This window comes from Rhizobium sp. P38BS-XIX (assembly GCF_012641435.1).
Lineage (GTDB): Bacteria > Pseudomonadota > Alphaproteobacteria > Rhizobiales > Rhizobiaceae > Rhizobium.
Genome location: NZ_JABAIJ010000013.1, coordinates 106,774 through 124,180 on the forward strand (window position 1 = coordinate 106,774; position 17,407 = coordinate 124,180).

The 17,407-nt window shown below is 59.2% G+C and carries 13 protein-coding genes; 12 read left to right on the forward strand and 1 reads right to left on the reverse strand.

What is annotated here, in order from left to right; all coding sequences use genetic code 11:
- The first annotated feature begins 46 nt into the window (after positions 1–46).
- Genes tssC through HGP17_RS29280 form a run of 11 tightly spaced genes read left to right on the forward strand, consistent with a single transcriptional unit; the run spans position 47 to position 15,391 of the window.
- The gene (gene tssC / locus HGP17_RS29230) at positions 47–1,435 is read left to right on the forward strand and encodes a type VI secretion system contractile sheath large subunit (protein WP_168814670.1); all 1,389 of its coding nucleotides are present in this window, start codon (positions 47–49) and stop codon (positions 1,433–1,435) included.
- Positions 1,432–2,259: a type VI secretion system accessory protein TagJ gene (locus tag HGP17_RS29235; protein WP_168814672.1), complete on the forward strand. Its 828-nt coding sequence runs from the start codon at positions 1,432–1,434 to the stop codon at positions 2,257–2,259. Before tssC ends, HGP17_RS29235 begins: the two co-directional genes overlap by 4 nt.
- Positions 2,252–2,761: a type VI secretion system baseplate subunit TssE gene (gene tssE, locus HGP17_RS29240; RefSeq protein ID WP_168814674.1), complete on the forward strand. Its 510-nt coding sequence runs from the start codon at positions 2,252–2,254 to the stop codon at positions 2,759–2,761. The genes HGP17_RS29235 and tssE overlap by 8 nt, the downstream gene beginning before the upstream one ends.
- The gene (gene tssF / locus HGP17_RS29245) at positions 2,754–4,535 is read left to right on the forward strand and encodes a type VI secretion system baseplate subunit TssF (protein ID WP_168814685.1); all 1,782 of its coding nucleotides are present in this window, start codon (positions 2,754–2,756) and stop codon (positions 4,533–4,535) included. The genes tssE and tssF overlap by 8 nt, the downstream gene beginning before the upstream one ends.
- A 21-nt stretch (positions 4,536–4,556) precedes the next feature.
- Entirely contained in the window at positions 4,557–5,582 is a 1,026-nt protein-coding gene (tssG, locus tag HGP17_RS29250) for a type VI secretion system baseplate subunit TssG (protein WP_168814687.1), read from the forward strand.
- On the forward strand, positions 5,572–6,768 hold the full coding sequence (locus HGP17_RS29255) for an FHA domain-containing protein (RefSeq protein WP_168814689.1): 1,197 nt from the start codon (positions 5,572–5,574) through the stop codon (positions 6,766–6,768). Before tssG ends, HGP17_RS29255 begins: the two co-directional genes overlap by 11 nt.
- Complete coding sequence (tssK, locus tag HGP17_RS29260) at positions 6,765–8,105, forward strand: type VI secretion system baseplate subunit TssK (protein WP_168814698.1); 1,341 nt, start codon at positions 6,765–6,767, stop codon at positions 8,103–8,105. Before HGP17_RS29255 ends, tssK begins: the two co-directional genes overlap by 4 nt.
- Complete coding sequence (gene tssL, locus HGP17_RS29265) at positions 8,102–9,616, forward strand: type VI secretion system protein TssL, long form (RefSeq protein ID WP_168814700.1); 1,515 nt, start codon at positions 8,102–8,104, stop codon at positions 9,614–9,616. Before tssK ends, tssL begins: the two co-directional genes overlap by 4 nt.
- Positions 9,613–13,104 carry a type VI secretion system membrane subunit TssM gene (gene tssM / locus HGP17_RS29270; RefSeq protein WP_168814702.1) on the forward strand — a complete coding sequence of 1,164 codons (3,492 nt, stop codon included), beginning with the start codon at positions 9,613–9,615 and terminating at the stop codon, positions 13,102–13,104. The genes tssL and tssM overlap by 4 nt, the downstream gene beginning before the upstream one ends.
- 14 nt (positions 13,105–13,118) lie before the next feature.
- Entirely contained in the window at positions 13,119–14,486 is a 1,368-nt protein-coding gene (gene tagF / locus HGP17_RS29275) for a type VI secretion system-associated protein TagF (RefSeq protein ID WP_168814704.1), read from the forward strand.
- Complete coding sequence (locus HGP17_RS29280) at positions 14,483–15,391, forward strand: protein kinase (RefSeq protein WP_168814706.1); 909 nt, start codon at positions 14,483–14,485, stop codon at positions 15,389–15,391. The genes tagF and HGP17_RS29280 overlap by 4 nt, the downstream gene beginning before the upstream one ends.
- 19 nt (positions 15,392–15,410) lie before the next feature.
- On the opposite strand, the gene HGP17_RS29285 is transcribed toward HGP17_RS29280, so the two are convergent.
- A complete protein-coding gene (locus tag HGP17_RS29285; RefSeq protein WP_168814708.1) occupies positions 15,411–16,556 on the reverse strand; it encodes a polysaccharide biosynthesis/export family protein in 1,146 nt (381 codons plus the stop codon).
- Positions 16,557–16,990: 434 nt separating this feature from the next.
- Here HGP17_RS29285 and HGP17_RS29290 point away from each other — a divergent pair, with 434 nt between their 5' ends.
- Complete coding sequence (locus tag HGP17_RS29290; RefSeq protein WP_246704278.1) at positions 16,991–17,404, forward strand: hypothetical protein; 414 nt, start codon at positions 16,991–16,993, stop codon at positions 17,402–17,404.
- The last annotated feature ends 3 nt before the right edge of the window (positions 17,405–17,407 follow it).

Genomic DNA, 17,407 nt, shown 5'->3' on the forward strand with positions numbered 1-17,407 from the left:
CATCCGCCGCCGCGCGCCTTCAATCAGTCCAATGATCGCGACGACGATGGAATCGAGAGCCTCCTGGCCCCGTCAGGTGCATCGCGTGATCGCTCTGATCGACGATGCGCTTAACCGGCAAGTCAACGCCATACTGCATCATCCCGAATTCCAGGCGATGGAAGCGCGGTGGCGCGGCCTCAGCATGCTAGTGCATCATTCCGGGCAATCGGACGAGGTGAAAATAAAGCTTCTCAGCGTCAGCTGGGCGCAGCTTTCGCGGCATCTCGAGCGCACGACCGACTTCGATCAAAGCCACCTGTTCGAACTCATCTATAGCCGTGAATTCGGGATGCCGGGCGGAGAACCTTTCGGCCTGCTCGTCGGCGATTATGAGCTATCGCCGCAGGATCCGAATGGGGGCGACACGATCGGTGCGCTCACGCAGATCGGCATGGCCGCCGCGGCCTCCTTCTGTCCTTTCATTGCAGCCGCCTCACCGCAGACGATCGGCCTTCAGGACTTCGACGAATTGAACCGCGTCCAGGATTTCTCTTGGCTGGCCTATGATCCCAATCGCATTCGATGGAACGGTCTTCGCTCACGCGAAGACTCGCGGTTCCTGGGTCTTGTCGCCCCACGCGTTCTCATGCGCTCGCCTTACGAAGCATTTGCACGCGACCGCGACGACCAGTTTCCCTTTCGCGAGAACATCGCCGCCGATGGCAGTTCGTTGCTATGGGGCAACGGCGCCTTTGCCTTTGCACTGATCGTCATCCGCAACTTCGTCGAATCCGGATGGTTCGCCGATATTCGCGGCGTCACCCAGGATGAAATCGACGGCGGCATGCTGAGCACACAGGAATTGCCGCCCTACGATTTCGGGACAGAAAGCAACGGTCTTTCACAACAGGCCCCGGTCGAGATCAGGCTGACCAACACTCAGGAACAGCAGCTCTGTGAACTGGGCCTCGTTCCAGTCGCAACCACCTATCTCTCTTCATCGGTCATATTCAATTCCAATCAGTCGCTGCATGCGCCGCCGCATTATTCGAGCGAACAGGCACGACAGAACGCGCGCATCGCCGCCATGCTGCAATACGTGCTCTGCGCCTCCCGCTTCTCGCACTATCTGAAGGTCATCATGCGCGACGATATCGGTCGTTTGGCCGATGCGGGTTCGATCGAGCGCAAGCTCAACGATTGGCTATCGCGCTACACGCTCGGCAATGACGATGCGGACGTTCCGTTGCGCGTTCGCTTTCCCCTGCGCTCTGCCGGTATCACCGTCGACGAAATCCCCGGCAAGCCCGGCATTTTTGCCTGCACCGTAAGGCTGCAACCGCATTTCCAGCTCGACGATGTGTCGACGAGCTTCCACCTCGTCGCAGAGACGGCAAATACGACCCACACGCTATCCCGCTCCGCAAACGCGCCCCAAAGGATGTCTGCATGACCCTCTCCACCAAGATCGCCGAAGCGCTTCGTGAAAACGCCCTCGATGAAGCGATCGAGCTGGCGAAATCGCATCTGAAGACAACGCCGGGCGACAAGGATGCAAGACATCTCTTCATCGATCTGCTGATCCTCTCAGGCGACTATGCGCGCGCCGATGCCCAATGCAATCTGGCCACGACATTCGCTCCTGAGGATACGATGGGCTTCGCCCTGCTGCGCAACCAGTTGCGTGCCATGGCCGCCCGATCTGCCTGGTTCGATGCGGCAGCCACGCCGGACTTCCCCAACGGCCCGACAGCCCTCGATCAGGCTGCGTTGAAAGTCGCGATTGCCCATCGCGATGGTTCGAAGGACGCAGCCGACGCTCTTCAATCCCTGGAAGACATCAGGGGCGAACAACCCATGAGCTGGAACGGCCGCCTCGTATCGGACTTCCGCGATCTCGACGATCGGATTCCACACGCACTTGAAGTGATCATGACGGGTGGTGCCTACCTCTGGATCGACTTCTCCAAGATCACCGCCGTTCGTGTAGAGCCGATTGCGCGCCCGCGGGATCTCGCTTTTCGGGCAGCCGAGCTGGAACTTGCCGACGGTGCTATTGCTCCGGTTCTCCTGCCTTCGATCTATCATGGCACGACTGGCGCAAAGCTGCTGCTTGGCCGCGAAACCGAATGGGTGGATGAACCAACCGGCATCACGACGGGCAGAGGGCAAAAATGCTTCTTGGCCGGCGATGATCTCGTCTCTTTTCATGACCTGGAGACACTGGAAACAGTAGCAAGCAATGCCGATGAAACGAGGCGTTCGGCTCATGGCTGATCCGCTTGAACGCTACAGACCTCGGGAACGCATCGTCGCTAGATCGATCATCGATCGGCTGATCGATGAAAACCCAGATCGATTGCAGGACGCTCCACAGACGGCGGCCGAGCAGTTGCGCGAGCTGCGCGAATGTATCCGCCGCGATCTCGAGGCGTTGCTCAATACGCGCCGCCGCCCAACGGCGCCGCCCTCTATCCATGAGGAGCTTGGCGATGCGCTTGTATCGTTTGGCGTCGATGGCATGGTGTCGGCAAACCTCGTCACCGACGAAGCGAAAAGCCGGCTCGCGCGATTGGTCGAGCGACGGATCGCACTCTTCGAAACGCGGCTCTCCGATGTGCGGGTGAGTATCCTGAAAAGCCGCGGCAATGGCGAGCGCGCATTGCGCATGCGCATTCAGGCGACATTCCGGGTGCATGAAGGCATGCCGCCGATCAGCTTCGAGTCAACGATCGATCCTTCGACGCAGCGCTTCCTGGTGGAGGCCGGCAATGGCTGATGGCTTCCTGCAGCGCTACAATGACGAACTTTCCGCGATCCGCCGGCGCGCGGCACGCTTCGCCGATGCCTTTCCGAAAATCGCCGGCCGACTGCGCGTCACAGGGGAAGTGGCAGACGATCCGCATGTCGAGCGCCTGATCCAGAGCTTTGCCTATTCCGCCGCCCGCGTAAGGCAGAAACTCGACGACGAATTTCCAGAGTTGACGGACGGGCTGCTGGAAACGCTCTATCCGCATTATCTGGCACCCTTGCCGTCGATGAGCATAGTGCGCCTCGCGCCGAGCAATACGCTCGCTTCCGTTCAGACGCTTCCTCGCCACACGGAAATCTTCGCCGAACCGATCGGTGGCGAAAGCTGCCGTTTTCGCACGACCCAAGATACGGACGTTGCTCCGATCGACATCGTCTCGGCTTCCTTGACAGGACATCCCATCAGTGCGCCGCCATCGCCACATGTCGGCGCGGCCGGCTGTCTGCGTCTTTCCATTCGTGCACGCGATACTAGCAAGCCGCTCGGCGAAGTCGGCCCTGATCGGCTTCGTCTGCATATTGCTTCCTCCTGGCAACAGGCAGTGGCAATCCACGAATTGCTCGCCAACCATACGCTTGGCATAGCACTTGCGCATCATGCGGACGATCGCGCGCCCGTCATGCTGCCGGCCAAGGCTCTTCGGACGGTCGGCTTTGAACCAGACGAAGCGATGTTGCCTTACCCGCCATCGAGCTTTGCCGGCTACCGACTTTTGACGGAGTTCTTCGCGCTGCCGCAAAAGTTTCTCTTCATCGATATTGTCGGACTGAAGGCCTGGGATGGCGAGACGCTCGAGATCTTCATCTACCTTGATGAAACGAGCGCAAAACTGGAGCGGACGATTTCCGCCCGGGATTTCGTCCTGAACGCCACGCCTGTGGTCAATCTGTTTCGGCAGACCTGCGAGCCACTTGCGCTTGATGGGACCCGTACGGAATATCGCGTCTTGCCAGACGCCAGGCGCCAGAAGACACGCGAAATTTATACAATCGAAAAGGTGCTCGTATCCGGTCGCACCGGCGAGGAAGAGCAATGCCAGCCCTTTTTCGGCCGCAGCCTGAAAGGTGGTGCATCCTCATTGTTCTGGCAATGCGCCCGTCGTTTCGACGCCGATGACGGCACCTCGGATATGGACATCGCCTTCGTTGATCGCGCGCGCCGGGCAGCCGGCCCTATCGACAAGATCGCCAGTATCGACTCCCTGTGCCTCAATCGCGATCTGCCCGAACAATTGCCCTTCGGTGGCGGTCACCCGTATCTGCAGCTTGCTTCCGGCAGCGAGGCCGTCGGAGCCGTGGAAGCACTGATAGCACCGACGCCGTCTGTGCGCATGAATGAGCAGCAGGGCCGCAACTGGCGGCTCATGTCGCATCTACAGCTCAATCACCTGTCGATCTTCGACAATGACGGTGCCGCGCTGAAGGATATTCTCGCGCTTTACGCCTTCCGCGACAGCCGCGAAACCAGGCAACTTGCCGATGCATTGGTTCGGATCGAGGCGAAAAACTCGATGACGCGTCTCGGTAGCGGCGGCATGGTTCCGGGCATGGATGTCAAATTGGAATTCGACCCTGCAGCCATCGACAGGCCCTCAGCCTATCTGTTCGGTAGCGTTCTCGACCGGTTTTTCGGACTTTACACCTCGATCAACAGTTTCACGCGCCTCTCCATTTCCATGAAGGGGCAATCGAAGCCGATTGCTGTCTGGCCGGCGCGCGCCGCCGAACGGCCTCTGCTTTGATGAAAGGATGATTTGAACCCGATGGACGATCTTCGACCCAATGACAGCGCGATGCTCGCGACGTTGCTTGAAAGCGATCCCGGTCGCTTCGAGCCGACGACGGCTTTTCGCGTTGCTCAGGAAACGGTCGGCGACCATCTTTCGGTATCCTCCCCGATCGGCGTGTCACCGGCTCCGCTGGCAGTCAACGATTTTAAACGCAAGGGCAAGGGTGCGTCGCTGCGTGCGAGCCTGGCGGGGTTGCTCGGTCCGCTCGGGGCCATGCCGCCGAGTTACAACGAACTTGTCATGCGCGAGGAGCGAAACCGCGCATACGGGCTCGCAAGCTTCTTCGATATTTTCACTGCCCGCCTGACGGAACTTTTCGTTGACGCAAGCGAGAAATATCGGCTTGCCCGCCGGCTGAGATGGGACAGAAGCAGGGCCGGTAACGCCTTCATAACGACGCTCTTTTCCCTCGCCGGATTTGGCACCGCTCGACTGAGGGAGAAGGTTCGTCCGGACAATGAACTTGTCCTGCGCTTTTCCGGTTTCTTCTCGGCTCGTACTCGCAACGCCGTCAACCTGGAAGCCATGCTGCGTGAATTTACGGGACTGCCCGTTGCGATCGAGCTTTTCAAAGGCCGCTGGCTCTCGATTCCGATCCAGGAACGCAGCTGCATGGGGCAGCCGCAGGGTGTCCAGCTGGGGGTGAATGCGACGGCCGGTACGGCAATTCATGATTTCGGCGGAAGTTTCCGCGTGGTTCTTGGCCCCGTCGATTACGACGAATACCGCGATCTATCGCCTGGGGGCGCCAACATAGATGCGCTCTTTTCGCTCATCCGTCTGTATGTCGGCCCAACGCTCGATTTCGATATCCAGGTCATGCTGAAGAAAGAGCATATCCCCTTCTGCAAACTGGGCGAAGACGGTGATCCGCCGCGGCTCGGATGGAACAGCTGGGCGCGTGTCGCTGCGGCCGATCGCGATAGCGGTGATGCCGTCATCGCCGAGCCGCGCTCGGCTCGCGGACACTTGACGGAAGGAGGCGCCCATGCGGCTTGAGCTGCGCCAAACCTCTGGAAACGGCGCGACCAAAGGATGGTTCCTCGAGCGCGGCAAGCGCACGCTCGGACGCTCTCCGGATTGCGACTGGCAGGTAGAAGACCCCAAGCGTCTGGTGTCCAAGATTCATTTTATCATTGAACGCGACCGTGCCGGTTTCCTGTTGCGCGACCAGAGCGCCAACGGCACGCGCGTGGATGGCGTCACCGTTCTGGAAGGCGAAACGGCGAGACTCGCGGACAGATCCAAGATCGCCTTTGGCGAACTGGCGTTCAATGTCGTTATCACCGGCGAGGCCGACCGCGATATCGAGGACCCTTCTGCGGATCTGCGCCTCAGCGACGAAACCATGACGATCTCCTCCATCCTCGCCGACGTTACGCCTGGCGGCGGTACGGCAAGCGGTATTCTCGGCCAGCGCGGCGGAGAGGATTGGATTGCCGCAATTCCCCAATCGACACGGAGCGACAAGCAATCGAGCCGCAATGTCGATATCGGCTGGAGCGGGCCGCCGGATATCGACGGGCTTAAGCCGATCTTGCCGGATGATTGGAATGCCGATTTCAATCTCGGCAGCCAGTTGGAGCATGGAGCGGCAACGCATATCTCGGTCGCCGTTGCACGCAGCGCAGGCCGTGATGCGACCGATCCGACGAAGACGATCGTTCCTGCAAACGATACCGAACTTGCGGCAGAGGATCATCACATCGAGCCCCAAGAGGAAGCATTGCTGCTAGCAAGTGATCCGCTCCAGCGCTTCGAAGCATTGGTCGGGATTCTCGAACAGACGCTCGGCGACGAGGCTTCGATCCTTGGTCTTGAGGGCGATCGCCTTCATTCCCCTGCATCACTTTTCAGTCGGGAACGGGCCGAGCGGCTCACGGATCGACTTCGCGCGCTCATAGCAAAGCAATCCTCGCTGAATGCGGGTCTCGAAAACCTATTTCGCGAAGCCAGCCACATGTTTGAGCCTCACATGATTGAGACGCAGGTTGATGCCTCTCCTCGAAAAGGATTTTGGCGGGGCACCCGGGATTATTGGAACAACTATCGGGTTCAGTTCGAGCGCGACGGCAAGCATCTTTCCGTCCGCGATCTGTTGACGGAGGCCGTCCGTGCCTCGGCAGACAGCCAAGACGAACAGGACATCGATCCCATTGCAGAGAGGACGGGCAACACCCGATGAAGAACGAGAATCGAGTGGCGTGGAGCGAGGGTATGTTCCTTCGCGTACAGCATTTCCAGCAGGCAGATCGCTGGACGGAGCGGCTGGTCCGCACGACAGCGCGCGGCCTGGCACCCTATCCTTGGGGTGTCGCGGAGATCGGTATCGACCGCAGCGCTCTTGCCATCGGCCAGTTCGCCTTGTCGAACCTGCGTGGTATCCTGCCCGACGGGACACCTTTCGAGGCACCGATCGATGCCGACCTTCCGCCGCCGCTCGATCTGGACGACAGCACCAAAAACGCCGTCGTCTATTTGGCGCTGCCGGCACGACAGCCGGGCAAGGCGGACGTCGCGCAAAATGGCAGCGCCATGCGCAACAGCGTTCGCATCACAGCCACGCAATATGAGGCGCCGGACTCCAATATCGAGACCGACTTCATGGCGCCGATCGATGTCGGCCGCCTGAGCCTGCGCTATCTTAAAACCGGCGACGAACTCGCGGGCTACGAGCTGATCGGCCTTGCCCGCATCATCGAGGTTCGCTCCGACAAGGCCGTCATCCTCGATCCGGATTATATTGCGCCGTGCCTCAACTGCGCCGCCGAAGCACGGTTGAACGAGCTGATTACCGAACTGCTCGGCATCGTGCGCCACCGTGCCGAAGCGATTGCGGAGCGCATCGGCGACCCGACGGTGCGCGGGACCGCCGAAGTTGGCGATTATTTTCTGCTGCACATTCTCAATCGCGCCGATCCCATGTTGCGCCACATCTCGGCGAATGCGTCGAAAATGCATCCGATGGCCTTTTACGAGCAGTGCATCGAGCTCGCCGGCGAACTCGCCACGTTCACGACGGATAGCAAGAGAGCTAGCGACTTCCCGCCCTATCGCCACGACGACTTGAAAGCAACATTTGCAGCTGTTTTCAACGATCTAAGAGCATCTCTTTCTTCTGTTCTCGAACAGGCAGCCGTTGCAATCGAACTCATCGAGCGGCGCCACGACGTTCGCGTCGGTACCATCAACGATCGCTCGCTTCTCAAGGATGCCGGCTTTGTTCTTGCCGTTCGTGCCGAAATGTCGGCCGAAGATGTCAGGCGCAAGCTTCCGGCCCAGATCAAAGTCGGGCCGGTCGAGCGTATCGCCGAACTGGTCAATGTGGCCCTGCCCGGTATCCCCGTTCGTCCGCTGCCGGTGCTGCCGCGCCAGCTGCCGTATCGGTCAGGCACCATCTATTTCGAACTCGATACGAAGAATCCGCTTTGGAAACAGCTTGATACCTCCGGTGCAATCGCTCTGCATCTTGCCGGCGACTTTCCTGGCCTGGAGATGGAACTGTGGGCTCTCAGAGAATGAACACACCACGATCGACACCATGGCACGAGTTGCCGACCATCATCGAGTTGACCGAAAGCGGCGCCAAGAAGGACGACGACGCCCGCAAGATGGCCGATATTCTGGACGAAGAACTCGATCAGAACGCGACGAAACCTGGCGGCTGGTCCGTCGACACTTTGATCCGCAACTTCCGCTTCGGCGGCGAGGATGTGCCGACCATCGTGCGGTCAGCCGCTCCGCTGCTCAATCTCGCGCACAATCTTCGCAACACCGAGGAGCAGCCCGATATTGACGAATTGCGACGGGTCACGATCGAGGCTGTCGGCCGCTATGAGCGAGATCTCGCCAGCGCTCGGATCAGCCCTGAGCGCGCACGCGCGGCACATTATGTGATTTGCGCTACCATAGACGACGTCGTGTTGAGCAAGCGCTGGGGCGTTCGCGCCGGTTGGGCACGCTCCGGCCTCGTCTCCACTTTCCACATGGATGTCACCGGTGGCGATCGGGTATTCGATCTCCTTGACCATTTCCAGCAAAGTCCCGGCACGAACAAGGATCTGCTCCTTCTGATCTATCTTTGCCTGTCGTTGGCCTTCGAAGGACGCACCCGCGTATCTCCGCGTGGATCCCTTGAACTCGGGCGCATTCGCGACAGTCTTTATAAGACACTGCTCGGCCAGTATGGCGTCTTCGAAAGAGAGCTTTCGCCGCATTGGCGCGGCGTGGTCGCCCGGCATAAGCCGCTGCGGACCGCCGTTGCGCTCTGGACCGTCCTATCGATCCTCGCGTTGCTGTTTGCCCTCGGCTACATGTTCTTCACGCTATCGCTCAATCAAGCGTCGGATGCGACGTTCGAACGCCTCGCAAATCTGCCGCCGCGCGACATGCCGAGCCTTCTGATCGACACGCCGAAGCCAAAGGAGGTCGTCGTCGAGGTAAAACCGCCGGTCAAGAAAGAGCCGGAAACGCCGCCGCCTGTTGTCAAGAAGGAGCCGAGTCCGCTCGACAATCTGCTCGCCTTCCTGCAGCCCGAAGTCGACCGCAAGCTCGTCACGCTATCGAACTCCAATGGCCGCCTACTGGTTCGCATCAACAATTCAGGCCTGTTCGATACGGGCAGCGCCGAGGTCAGCGATAAATTCCGCGATCTTCTCCAGCGCATCGGCGGTGCCCTTGCATCTGAGAAATTCCGCGCCGTCGTTGTCGGCTACACAGACAATGTACCGATCCGAACGGCTCAGTTCCCCTCGAACTGGCATCTTTCAGAAGCCCGCGCCCGCGCGGTTGGCGATATTCTCGCTGCCTATACCGGCAAGGATGCGATCCTGACGGAAGGACGAGCCGATAGCGATCCGCTGGCCAGCAACGATACGCCGGAAGGACGTGAAACCAATCGGCGCACGGAAATCCTGGTGCTGACCGATCCGACGCAGCGGCTTGGCGATGCCGCTCTTAATCCGCAGTCGACCGGAGGGGCGCCGAGCAGCACGACGGCCGCACCGCCCGCAACGTCAGGGGGCGCTCGATGAACCCGCTCGGCATATTTTATACGCTTCGCTCGTATGTCTCGGTCTATGCTGGCCTCGTTGGCCAGCGTTTCGTATCACTGATCTGGGTTGCGGCGATCTGCGTCTTGATCTGGTTTTACGGTTACACGCTCGGTTACGACACCTTTAAGCCACTTACGTCAGTCAACGCGCGCCTGATTGCCATTGGCTTGGTCATTGCCGCCTGGCTCGCCTATCTATTGATCTCGACATTGCGTGCTCGCAAGCGGGACAAGGCACTCGTCGACGGTATCAGCGACGATGCGGCCAGTCAGCAGGCTGAGGTCGGAGAGATTCACAGCCGCCTGAAAGAAGCCTTGCTGCTGCTGCGCCGTATCAGCAAGAAGCGCTTCGGCTATATCTACGAACTGCCGTGGTACGTGATTTTCGGTGCTCCGGGCTCCGGCAAGACGACGGCGCTGACCAACTCCGGATTGAAGTTTCCGCTCGGCGATGCACTTGGCACCAATTCGGTCCAGGGTGTCGGCGGTACGCGCAATTGCAATTGGTGGTTTGCCGACGAGGCCATTCTGATCGATACCGCCGGCCGTTATACGACCCAGGATGATTTGAACGGCGCATCGAAAGCGGGATGGGAAGGTTTTCTCGGGCTCCTGAGAAAATATCGCCGATCGCAGCCAATCAATGGCGCGCTTGTGACGCTTTCCATCGGCGATCTCATCGGCCGCGATCATGAGGCGCAGCTCGAGGAAGTGCGGTCCATTCGCAAGCGCTTGTCCGAACTGGACGAATACTTGCAGGCCCGCGTACCGGTTTACGTCATTCTGACCAAGGCAGACCTTTTGACTGGATTTGTCGAGTTCTTCGACGGTTTGGCCAAGACTGACCGTGAACAGGTTTGGGGCACGACATTCAATCTCGATGAAAGCTACAAGGGTGAAAACCTGCCCGAACGCTTTATGGAAGAGTTTGCGCTGTTGCAGGAGCGTGTCGACGCCATGCTCATCGAGCGCCTGCAACAGGAACCGAATATCGAGGTGCGTGGTCGCATATTCCGCTTTCCCGCCGAGCTTGCCTCCCTCGGCGAACGCTTGCAGGAGGTGCTGACCGAACTTTGCTCTTCTTCAAGCCTTGTCGAAGCGCCGCTGATGCGCGGTGTCTACTTCGCATCCGGCACACAGGGCCGGGAGGCTGCGGCAGAAGCCCCACGCATGCGCCGCAGCTATTTCCTGTCACGGCTGTTCAAGGAAGTCATCTTCGGAGAAGCGGCCCTCGTTGCTCGTGACCGGCGGCTTTCAGGCCGTCAGGCGATGATCCGTCGCGTCGCCTATGGCGCCGCAGCCGTTGCGCTTGCCATCGTCTTCACTGGTTGGACCGCGACCTATTTTCAGAACTCGCGCGCGATTGCTGCCGCCGAGCGGCGCATCGACAATTACGAAAAGCTGACGAGCGGAATTCCGGTCCGCGATGTGACAGATGCCGATTTCATCCGCATCCTGCCAGCTCTCGATAATCTTCGCGCCGTGACGACTGGCTTCGACGAGGCAAGGGTCTGGCCCACGAGCTTCGGCCTGGATCAGGAAGACAAGATCGCCAGCCGCCAGCGCATCGCGTATCAGCGTGCGCTGAACTCTCTTCTGTTGCCGCGTATGCTGGTGGAGCTCCAAAAAGAGCTCAAACAGAACTCAGGTGTTCAAAAGACATTCGACGGACTGAAACTCTACGGAATGCTCGGTGGACTGGGGCCGATCGACAAGGAGTTCATCTCGCAACAATCGGAGGACATGTTTGCGGCGCTTTATCCCGGAGAAGGCCGTGCCGCGATCAGAAAGGCGCTTCTGTCGCATGTCGACGCCATGGCCACGGGAAATCTGCCGGCAATCGAACTCGATAATGCACTGATTGCAAAGGCCCGCGATACCATACGATCCCAAAGCCTGGCATCGCGCACCTATGACATCATCACCCATTCAAGGAGCGCCCGTCAGCTGGATCCCTGGATTCCCGCCGATGCTCTCGGTCCTCTGGGTGCGCAGGTCTTCCAGCGCAAATCAAAGGCAGCGCTGCGCGATGGGATAGCCGGTGTCTTCACCGGCAAAGGCTATCGCACCGTGGTACTGCCTGACGCCGAGGCAGCAGCGGCCGAAGCTCTCAAGGAACAATGGGTGCGCGGAGATGCCGGCGGCAACCCGGCCGGTATGACCACGGATGTGATTGCCCAGGCTGCGTTGCAGCTCTATTTCGATGCTTTCCAGCAACGTTGGTCGACGCTTCTTGCTGATTTGCAGGTGCGCCCTTCGAAAGATCTTGCTGACGCGACGGAAACGGCACGAATTCTTGCCGCCAATCCAAGCCCGGTGGAAATGGCGCTGAAGTCGATCGCAACGGCAACCGATCTGCGCCCGACGGGCGCGACCGAAGTTGCCTCGCTTGGAGATACTCCGGATGCCGCGATCGCAACGGCGTCCACGAATGTCGCCAATACGCCGGATCCTTACGGTTCATTGCGGGCGGCCCTCGAGGTGAACACGAACACCACTCAATCCGCAACGTCTGATGACAAGGCGGATGCCGGTAATGACAAGCCGCGCTCGCAGATTCAAAGTCTGCAGCCCATCTTGCAGAATATTTATGGCCAATTGTCCCGTGCCGCCACATCGACGGCGGAAGTTGCCCGGGTCTTCGACGCGGGTGGCCAGCTTGCGAACGCCAATCAGGATCTGCTGCAACAGGCGAGAGGCTTGCCGGCACCCGCCGACGCATGGATGGTCGCGGTCGCGGCAGATATTGGATCGCTTGCGGTCAAGACCGCGCGTGCCCGCATCAACGACCTCTGGGCCACTGAGGGTGCTGATCTTTGCGCACGCATCGTCAGTGGTCGCTATCCCTTCGACCGAACCTCCGGTCAGGATATCGCCATGGCGGATTTCGTGCGCCTCTTCGGGCCGCAAGGTTTGTTCCAGACCTTCTTCAAGAACAGGCTGGATGCCTTCGTCGATACCAGTGCGCAGCCTTGGGGCTGGCGCGGCACTTTTGGCGGGGACAGTATTCCAAGCCAGGCAATCGCCCAATTCGAAAACGCCAACAAGATCGAACGCGCCTTCTTCCCTGCTGGAAGTGAGAAGCCGGCGATCTCCATCAACGTAAAACCGGTTTCGCTGTCGGACTCGGCCAATGCCGTCATGATGGAAATTGAAGGGGAGCGTGTCGTTTACTTCCACGGTCCGATCCAATCGAAGTCCATCGGCTGGCCGGCCGGCAATGCGGATAATCAATCACGCATCGCATTCCTGCCCGGCGGATGGCAGGAGGCGATGACGCAGAGCGGCGACTGGTCTCCTTTCCGCCTCTTCGATGCGGCCAAGGTAACGGTGGAAGGCCCCGATCTTTTCCGGGCAAGATTTGAAAACGAGGGACGTACGGCAGAGTTCGACGTGCAATTCGGATCCGTGCTCAATCCATTCCGGCTGCAGGCATTGTCCGATTTCAGCTGCCCGGCGCAATTCTGACGATTGGCTGCTCGATGAACGAACACCTCGCCCGCTCCCAGTCGTCGATGCAAACCGACACAATCGGCTTCTTCGGCAAATTGCCGACGAATGGCGATTTCGTTTCATCAGCCCTTGGCCTCAGATTGCAGGGGGAGATCGACCAATGGAGCAGAGGGGGACTGATTGCGCTTGAAGCGGCGCTTGGCACGGACTGGCGGCGCCTGTTCCATGCCACGGCCGCCTGGCGCTTCGTTGTCGGCAACGGCATTTGGGCGCCTGGCGCCGTTGCGGGTATCCTTCTACCGAGCCGCGACCGTGTTGGCCGTAGCTTTCCGCTCGTGATTGCAGCTCAATTGCAGAAATTCTCCGGCCAAATCCGTGATCTTTGCGAAGATGATACTTGGTTCATCGCCGCAGAAGCGCTGGCGGAGACGTCCGAAAAGCCGGATTTCGACATGAGGCGTTTTGTCGAAGGGATCAAGCGCCTCCGCTTGCCTCTCGCAAATCCCCGTACAGCCGCCAGCGACACACCATCCCCCGCCTCGCTTTGGTGGCGGATCAGCCCCGGCACGCGACAGGGCAAAGGCTTTCGCACCACGGCAGCTCCGACAGTCGACGATTTCGTCAAACTCGTCACATCGGATGCAAGCAAAACCGCGCCCATGGAGCAACGCCGAAGTGAGCCTGCCGTTCCGCCTGCAGCCAAACCCGAAGCCGTGGCTGCCGTGCCCCAATCGCGGTTAAAGATTGAGCGGAGCCAGGCCAGCCACGCGGGAACCAGGCTGTCGATGAACGCAGACGCTCTTCTCGTCTGCGATAAACCCAGCATCTTTGCGGTCGCCGATGGGGTCGGCGATGGAATCGGCGCGATCGAGACTGCCCGTATTGCAACGCAGATTCTTGCCGGTATTTCCGAGCATGCTGCTTTGCCGGAATTGATCCAGGAGGTGAAAGGCAAGCTCGGCCACGCGCATGCCATCCTGCGGGCAAAAAGAACGAATGAGGAAAGAGAGCAACCCGTTGCCAGTGTCGTTATCGCCACCATCGCGGAAGATCAGCTCGCGGTGGTCTGGGCCGGAGACGCGCGCTGCTATATACTGCGCGACGGGATGATGCGCCTTCTCACACGCGACCATATCGACATCGGCTTACGGCGCACGCTTGGTCGTGGCCTTGGCCTCAAGCAGCAATTTGCAGCCGATATTGTCAACGATGAGCTTCAGAGCGGAGATCGGCTTCTTCTCGCCAGCGGACCGCTCTCTCGCGCTCTTACGGATCGCGTTATCGCCGAAATTCTCCTTGAGACGCCTCTGGATCAGGCTGCGGATGCATTGATCCAAGAGGCGCTGATTGCCAATTGCAGGGAAAATGTCAGCGCCATCGTCATTGGCATGAAATGACAGAGAGACTTACTCCTGAGGAAATGAAGGAGATTGCGTCGCGTTTTGCCGGATTGATGCGCTTGTTGACGCATGACGGCGAAGCCGAACGCCCGGCAGAGCTTCGCGACCTTTTGATTGATCGATTGCGCGATGCGCTCGATCGCCGTTTACCATCCATGGGAAACGGTGAAGCTGGCTTCATTGGCAACAGCTTTCTTGTCGAGGCCGTCATCCATTCGAATACGAGGACCGTTGTCACCCGGATGCGTCATCGCGACCTTGGCAGCTGGCATGTGATGAAAACGCTGAGCGCCCATCACGTCAACGACGCCATGGCGAGGACTATTCTGCTGCGCGAAGCCCGTGTCGGGATGGCCCTGCGTCATCCCAATCTTATGGCGGTCGAATGCAGTTTCCGTCTGCCGGACGGATGTCCCGCGATCATTATGGAATGGGCTGGAGCGTCGCTGTCTCAACGCCTGTCAATGCGCAGCGTTTCCGTTGCTGACATTCGTCAGGTCATGACATCGCTCCTGCGTGGTTTGCATTCGATGCATACAGCCGGATATGTGCATGGCGATATTTCGGCCGCCAATTTGCTGATTTGCGACGATGACTTCGAGCGATTGAAAATCGCCGATTTCGGCTCGGCAATAGAAGCTGGCAAACGCTATCGCGACCTCGATGTCGCCAAGGCGGCGACACCTGGCTTTGCCGCGCCCGAACTAGCCTCCGACAAGGCTGCCGATCCCCGCTCGGATCTCTATTCCGCCGGTTGCGTGATGAAGCTGCTCCTCGAGCATTGCCATCAGGCGCATGACCCGAACCCGCTAACGGACATCTCGACACGCCTTGCCGATCCAGACGTATCTCGAAGGCCGCTAAATGCGATGGCGGCTCTTGAGCTTTTCGAAAGAAAATAGCCGCGTCAAAACACAGCCATTAGTTGGACGACAGACTGCCCGGTTGCGGTGCGGCCGCTGTTGGAACGCTCTTCTGATAAACCGTCAACAACTTGGCTGCATCGACCATGCCGGCATTGCTGGCGTATAACGTGTCGCCATCCTGCATTTTGAACTGCTGCATCAAAACGAAATTCGAGACGTCTTTCAGGTTTACGCTGTAGATGACGGGCTTGATCGTAATGATGGTCGGGGCGCTTGCCGTTTTCGACAAGGGTGCAACGGCTTGCGAGTAAGTCTTCTGATTTCGGAAGAGGTAGAAATTCCGCGAGTCTGCGCGATCGTCAAGAAGGCCACCGGCGCGAGCGAGCGCTTGGGCAAGCGTGGTTTTGCCCGGCTCAAGCGGGAATTCGCCCACGCTTTTGAAGGCGCCAAGCGCGGTGAAGCTCTGTGATGCGCCGTCGACGAAAACCTGGTCGCCTGGCAGCAGACGAACGTTCTGCTTGTCATCCTGCAAAATACGATCAAGCGGCGCGGTAGCGCGTTGCGATCCGCGGGTCAACGTCACGTTGGTGCTGGCCGGCGCGGAGGAAGCACCACCTGCGAGCGCGAGAACGTCGAGCACGCGTTCTTTCCGCGCCGTCAGCGGGAAGCGCCCTGCTGCGCGTACCTTGCCATCGACGGTGACGGCACTCGACGGCTTATCGACAACGGTCACAACAGCCTGCGGGTTGACCGAAGATCCCTTAAGCGCCGTTACGATCTGCGACTGCAGGCCTTCGGGTGTCGAATCGGCGACGCGCTGCTTGCCGACATAGGGCATGGTGACAAACCCGCGAGAGTCGACAGTAAAGCGGCCAAGATTGAGCGACTTGCTTTGCGTGGTCGAAAGCAATCCGTCTTCCCCGGTGTCGAGCACGTTGACGTCGATCACGTCGCCGGGGCGAAGGCGGGTATCCGAGAACCCATTGGAACGGAGGCGTGCAAGCCCTTGGTCGGTCGGAGCGTAGGACGGCGTGACGACCTGCCCCCCCATCGGCGCATTGGATAACGGGATGACCGGAATCCTTTCTCCCGAATGCGGCATCGTCGCATTACGAATGTTGCCGGCGCTTGGTCCGTCCGAGGGCCTCGCACAGGCACTCAAAACAACCAATGGTAAGACGACCGCCGCCAATTTCCGCATTCCAGAGCCTCCTTCGGATGTTACAGGCAATGCAGAAATATCAACCAGAAGGCGGGAGGCAATATGGGAGCCTAATAAATAATGAAATATGACAGTCCGGTTGTTTACGAATGTGTCTAAATAGCAACCGCATGCCATTGAGATCGCCAAAAACACACTCCGCATCTTGAATTTGAGCCGAACCTTCGCCCTGAAATAGCGGGCAAATGCGAATCATTGCGCATAGCCCGCAAGCGTCGCATCCGAAATTTGACGCCCTTTGCGTTGCCATGAAAAAGACATAGTGCAGCATGGTTCGAATGGCGGACCGGCGCTCCGCCCTGCCAAATTCCTCTCGTCTGGCGCGTTCCAAACGATAGACATATGCGCGGCAGGATAGTATCTCTTGCGCCTCAATGGCTTGACCTCCCCCGACTCAACCAAGAGGCAATATAATGATGCTTACAAGGATAGGTTTTGCGTTCGCGCTTGCGGTTCTCTCGGCTTCGCCGGCATTGGCAGATGCTTGCGCAGACCATTACGAGAGCAGCGGAGTTCCGCTGGTGACCGGCATCACCTACAAAACCTGGATGATCTTCCCCTCGATAAACACCAACGCCGCCTTCGATAAGGTCTCCCGCGCTGTGCTGGCCGAAGGTTTTGTCGATGTGAACGTTGAAAAGAAGCTGGGGACGCTGACAGCACAGCAGGAAACAAGCGGCTCAGGTCGACCGCAGACCCTGCGTGTCGTCGTTCGCAAGAATGGCAAGGGCAGCCGCGTCGATGCAGTCTTCATCGTGCAGGCCGGTCAAGTCGCTCCGGGCGTCAGCAAGAACCTTTGCCGCATCGTCAACGCTGTCGGCGAATAAGAC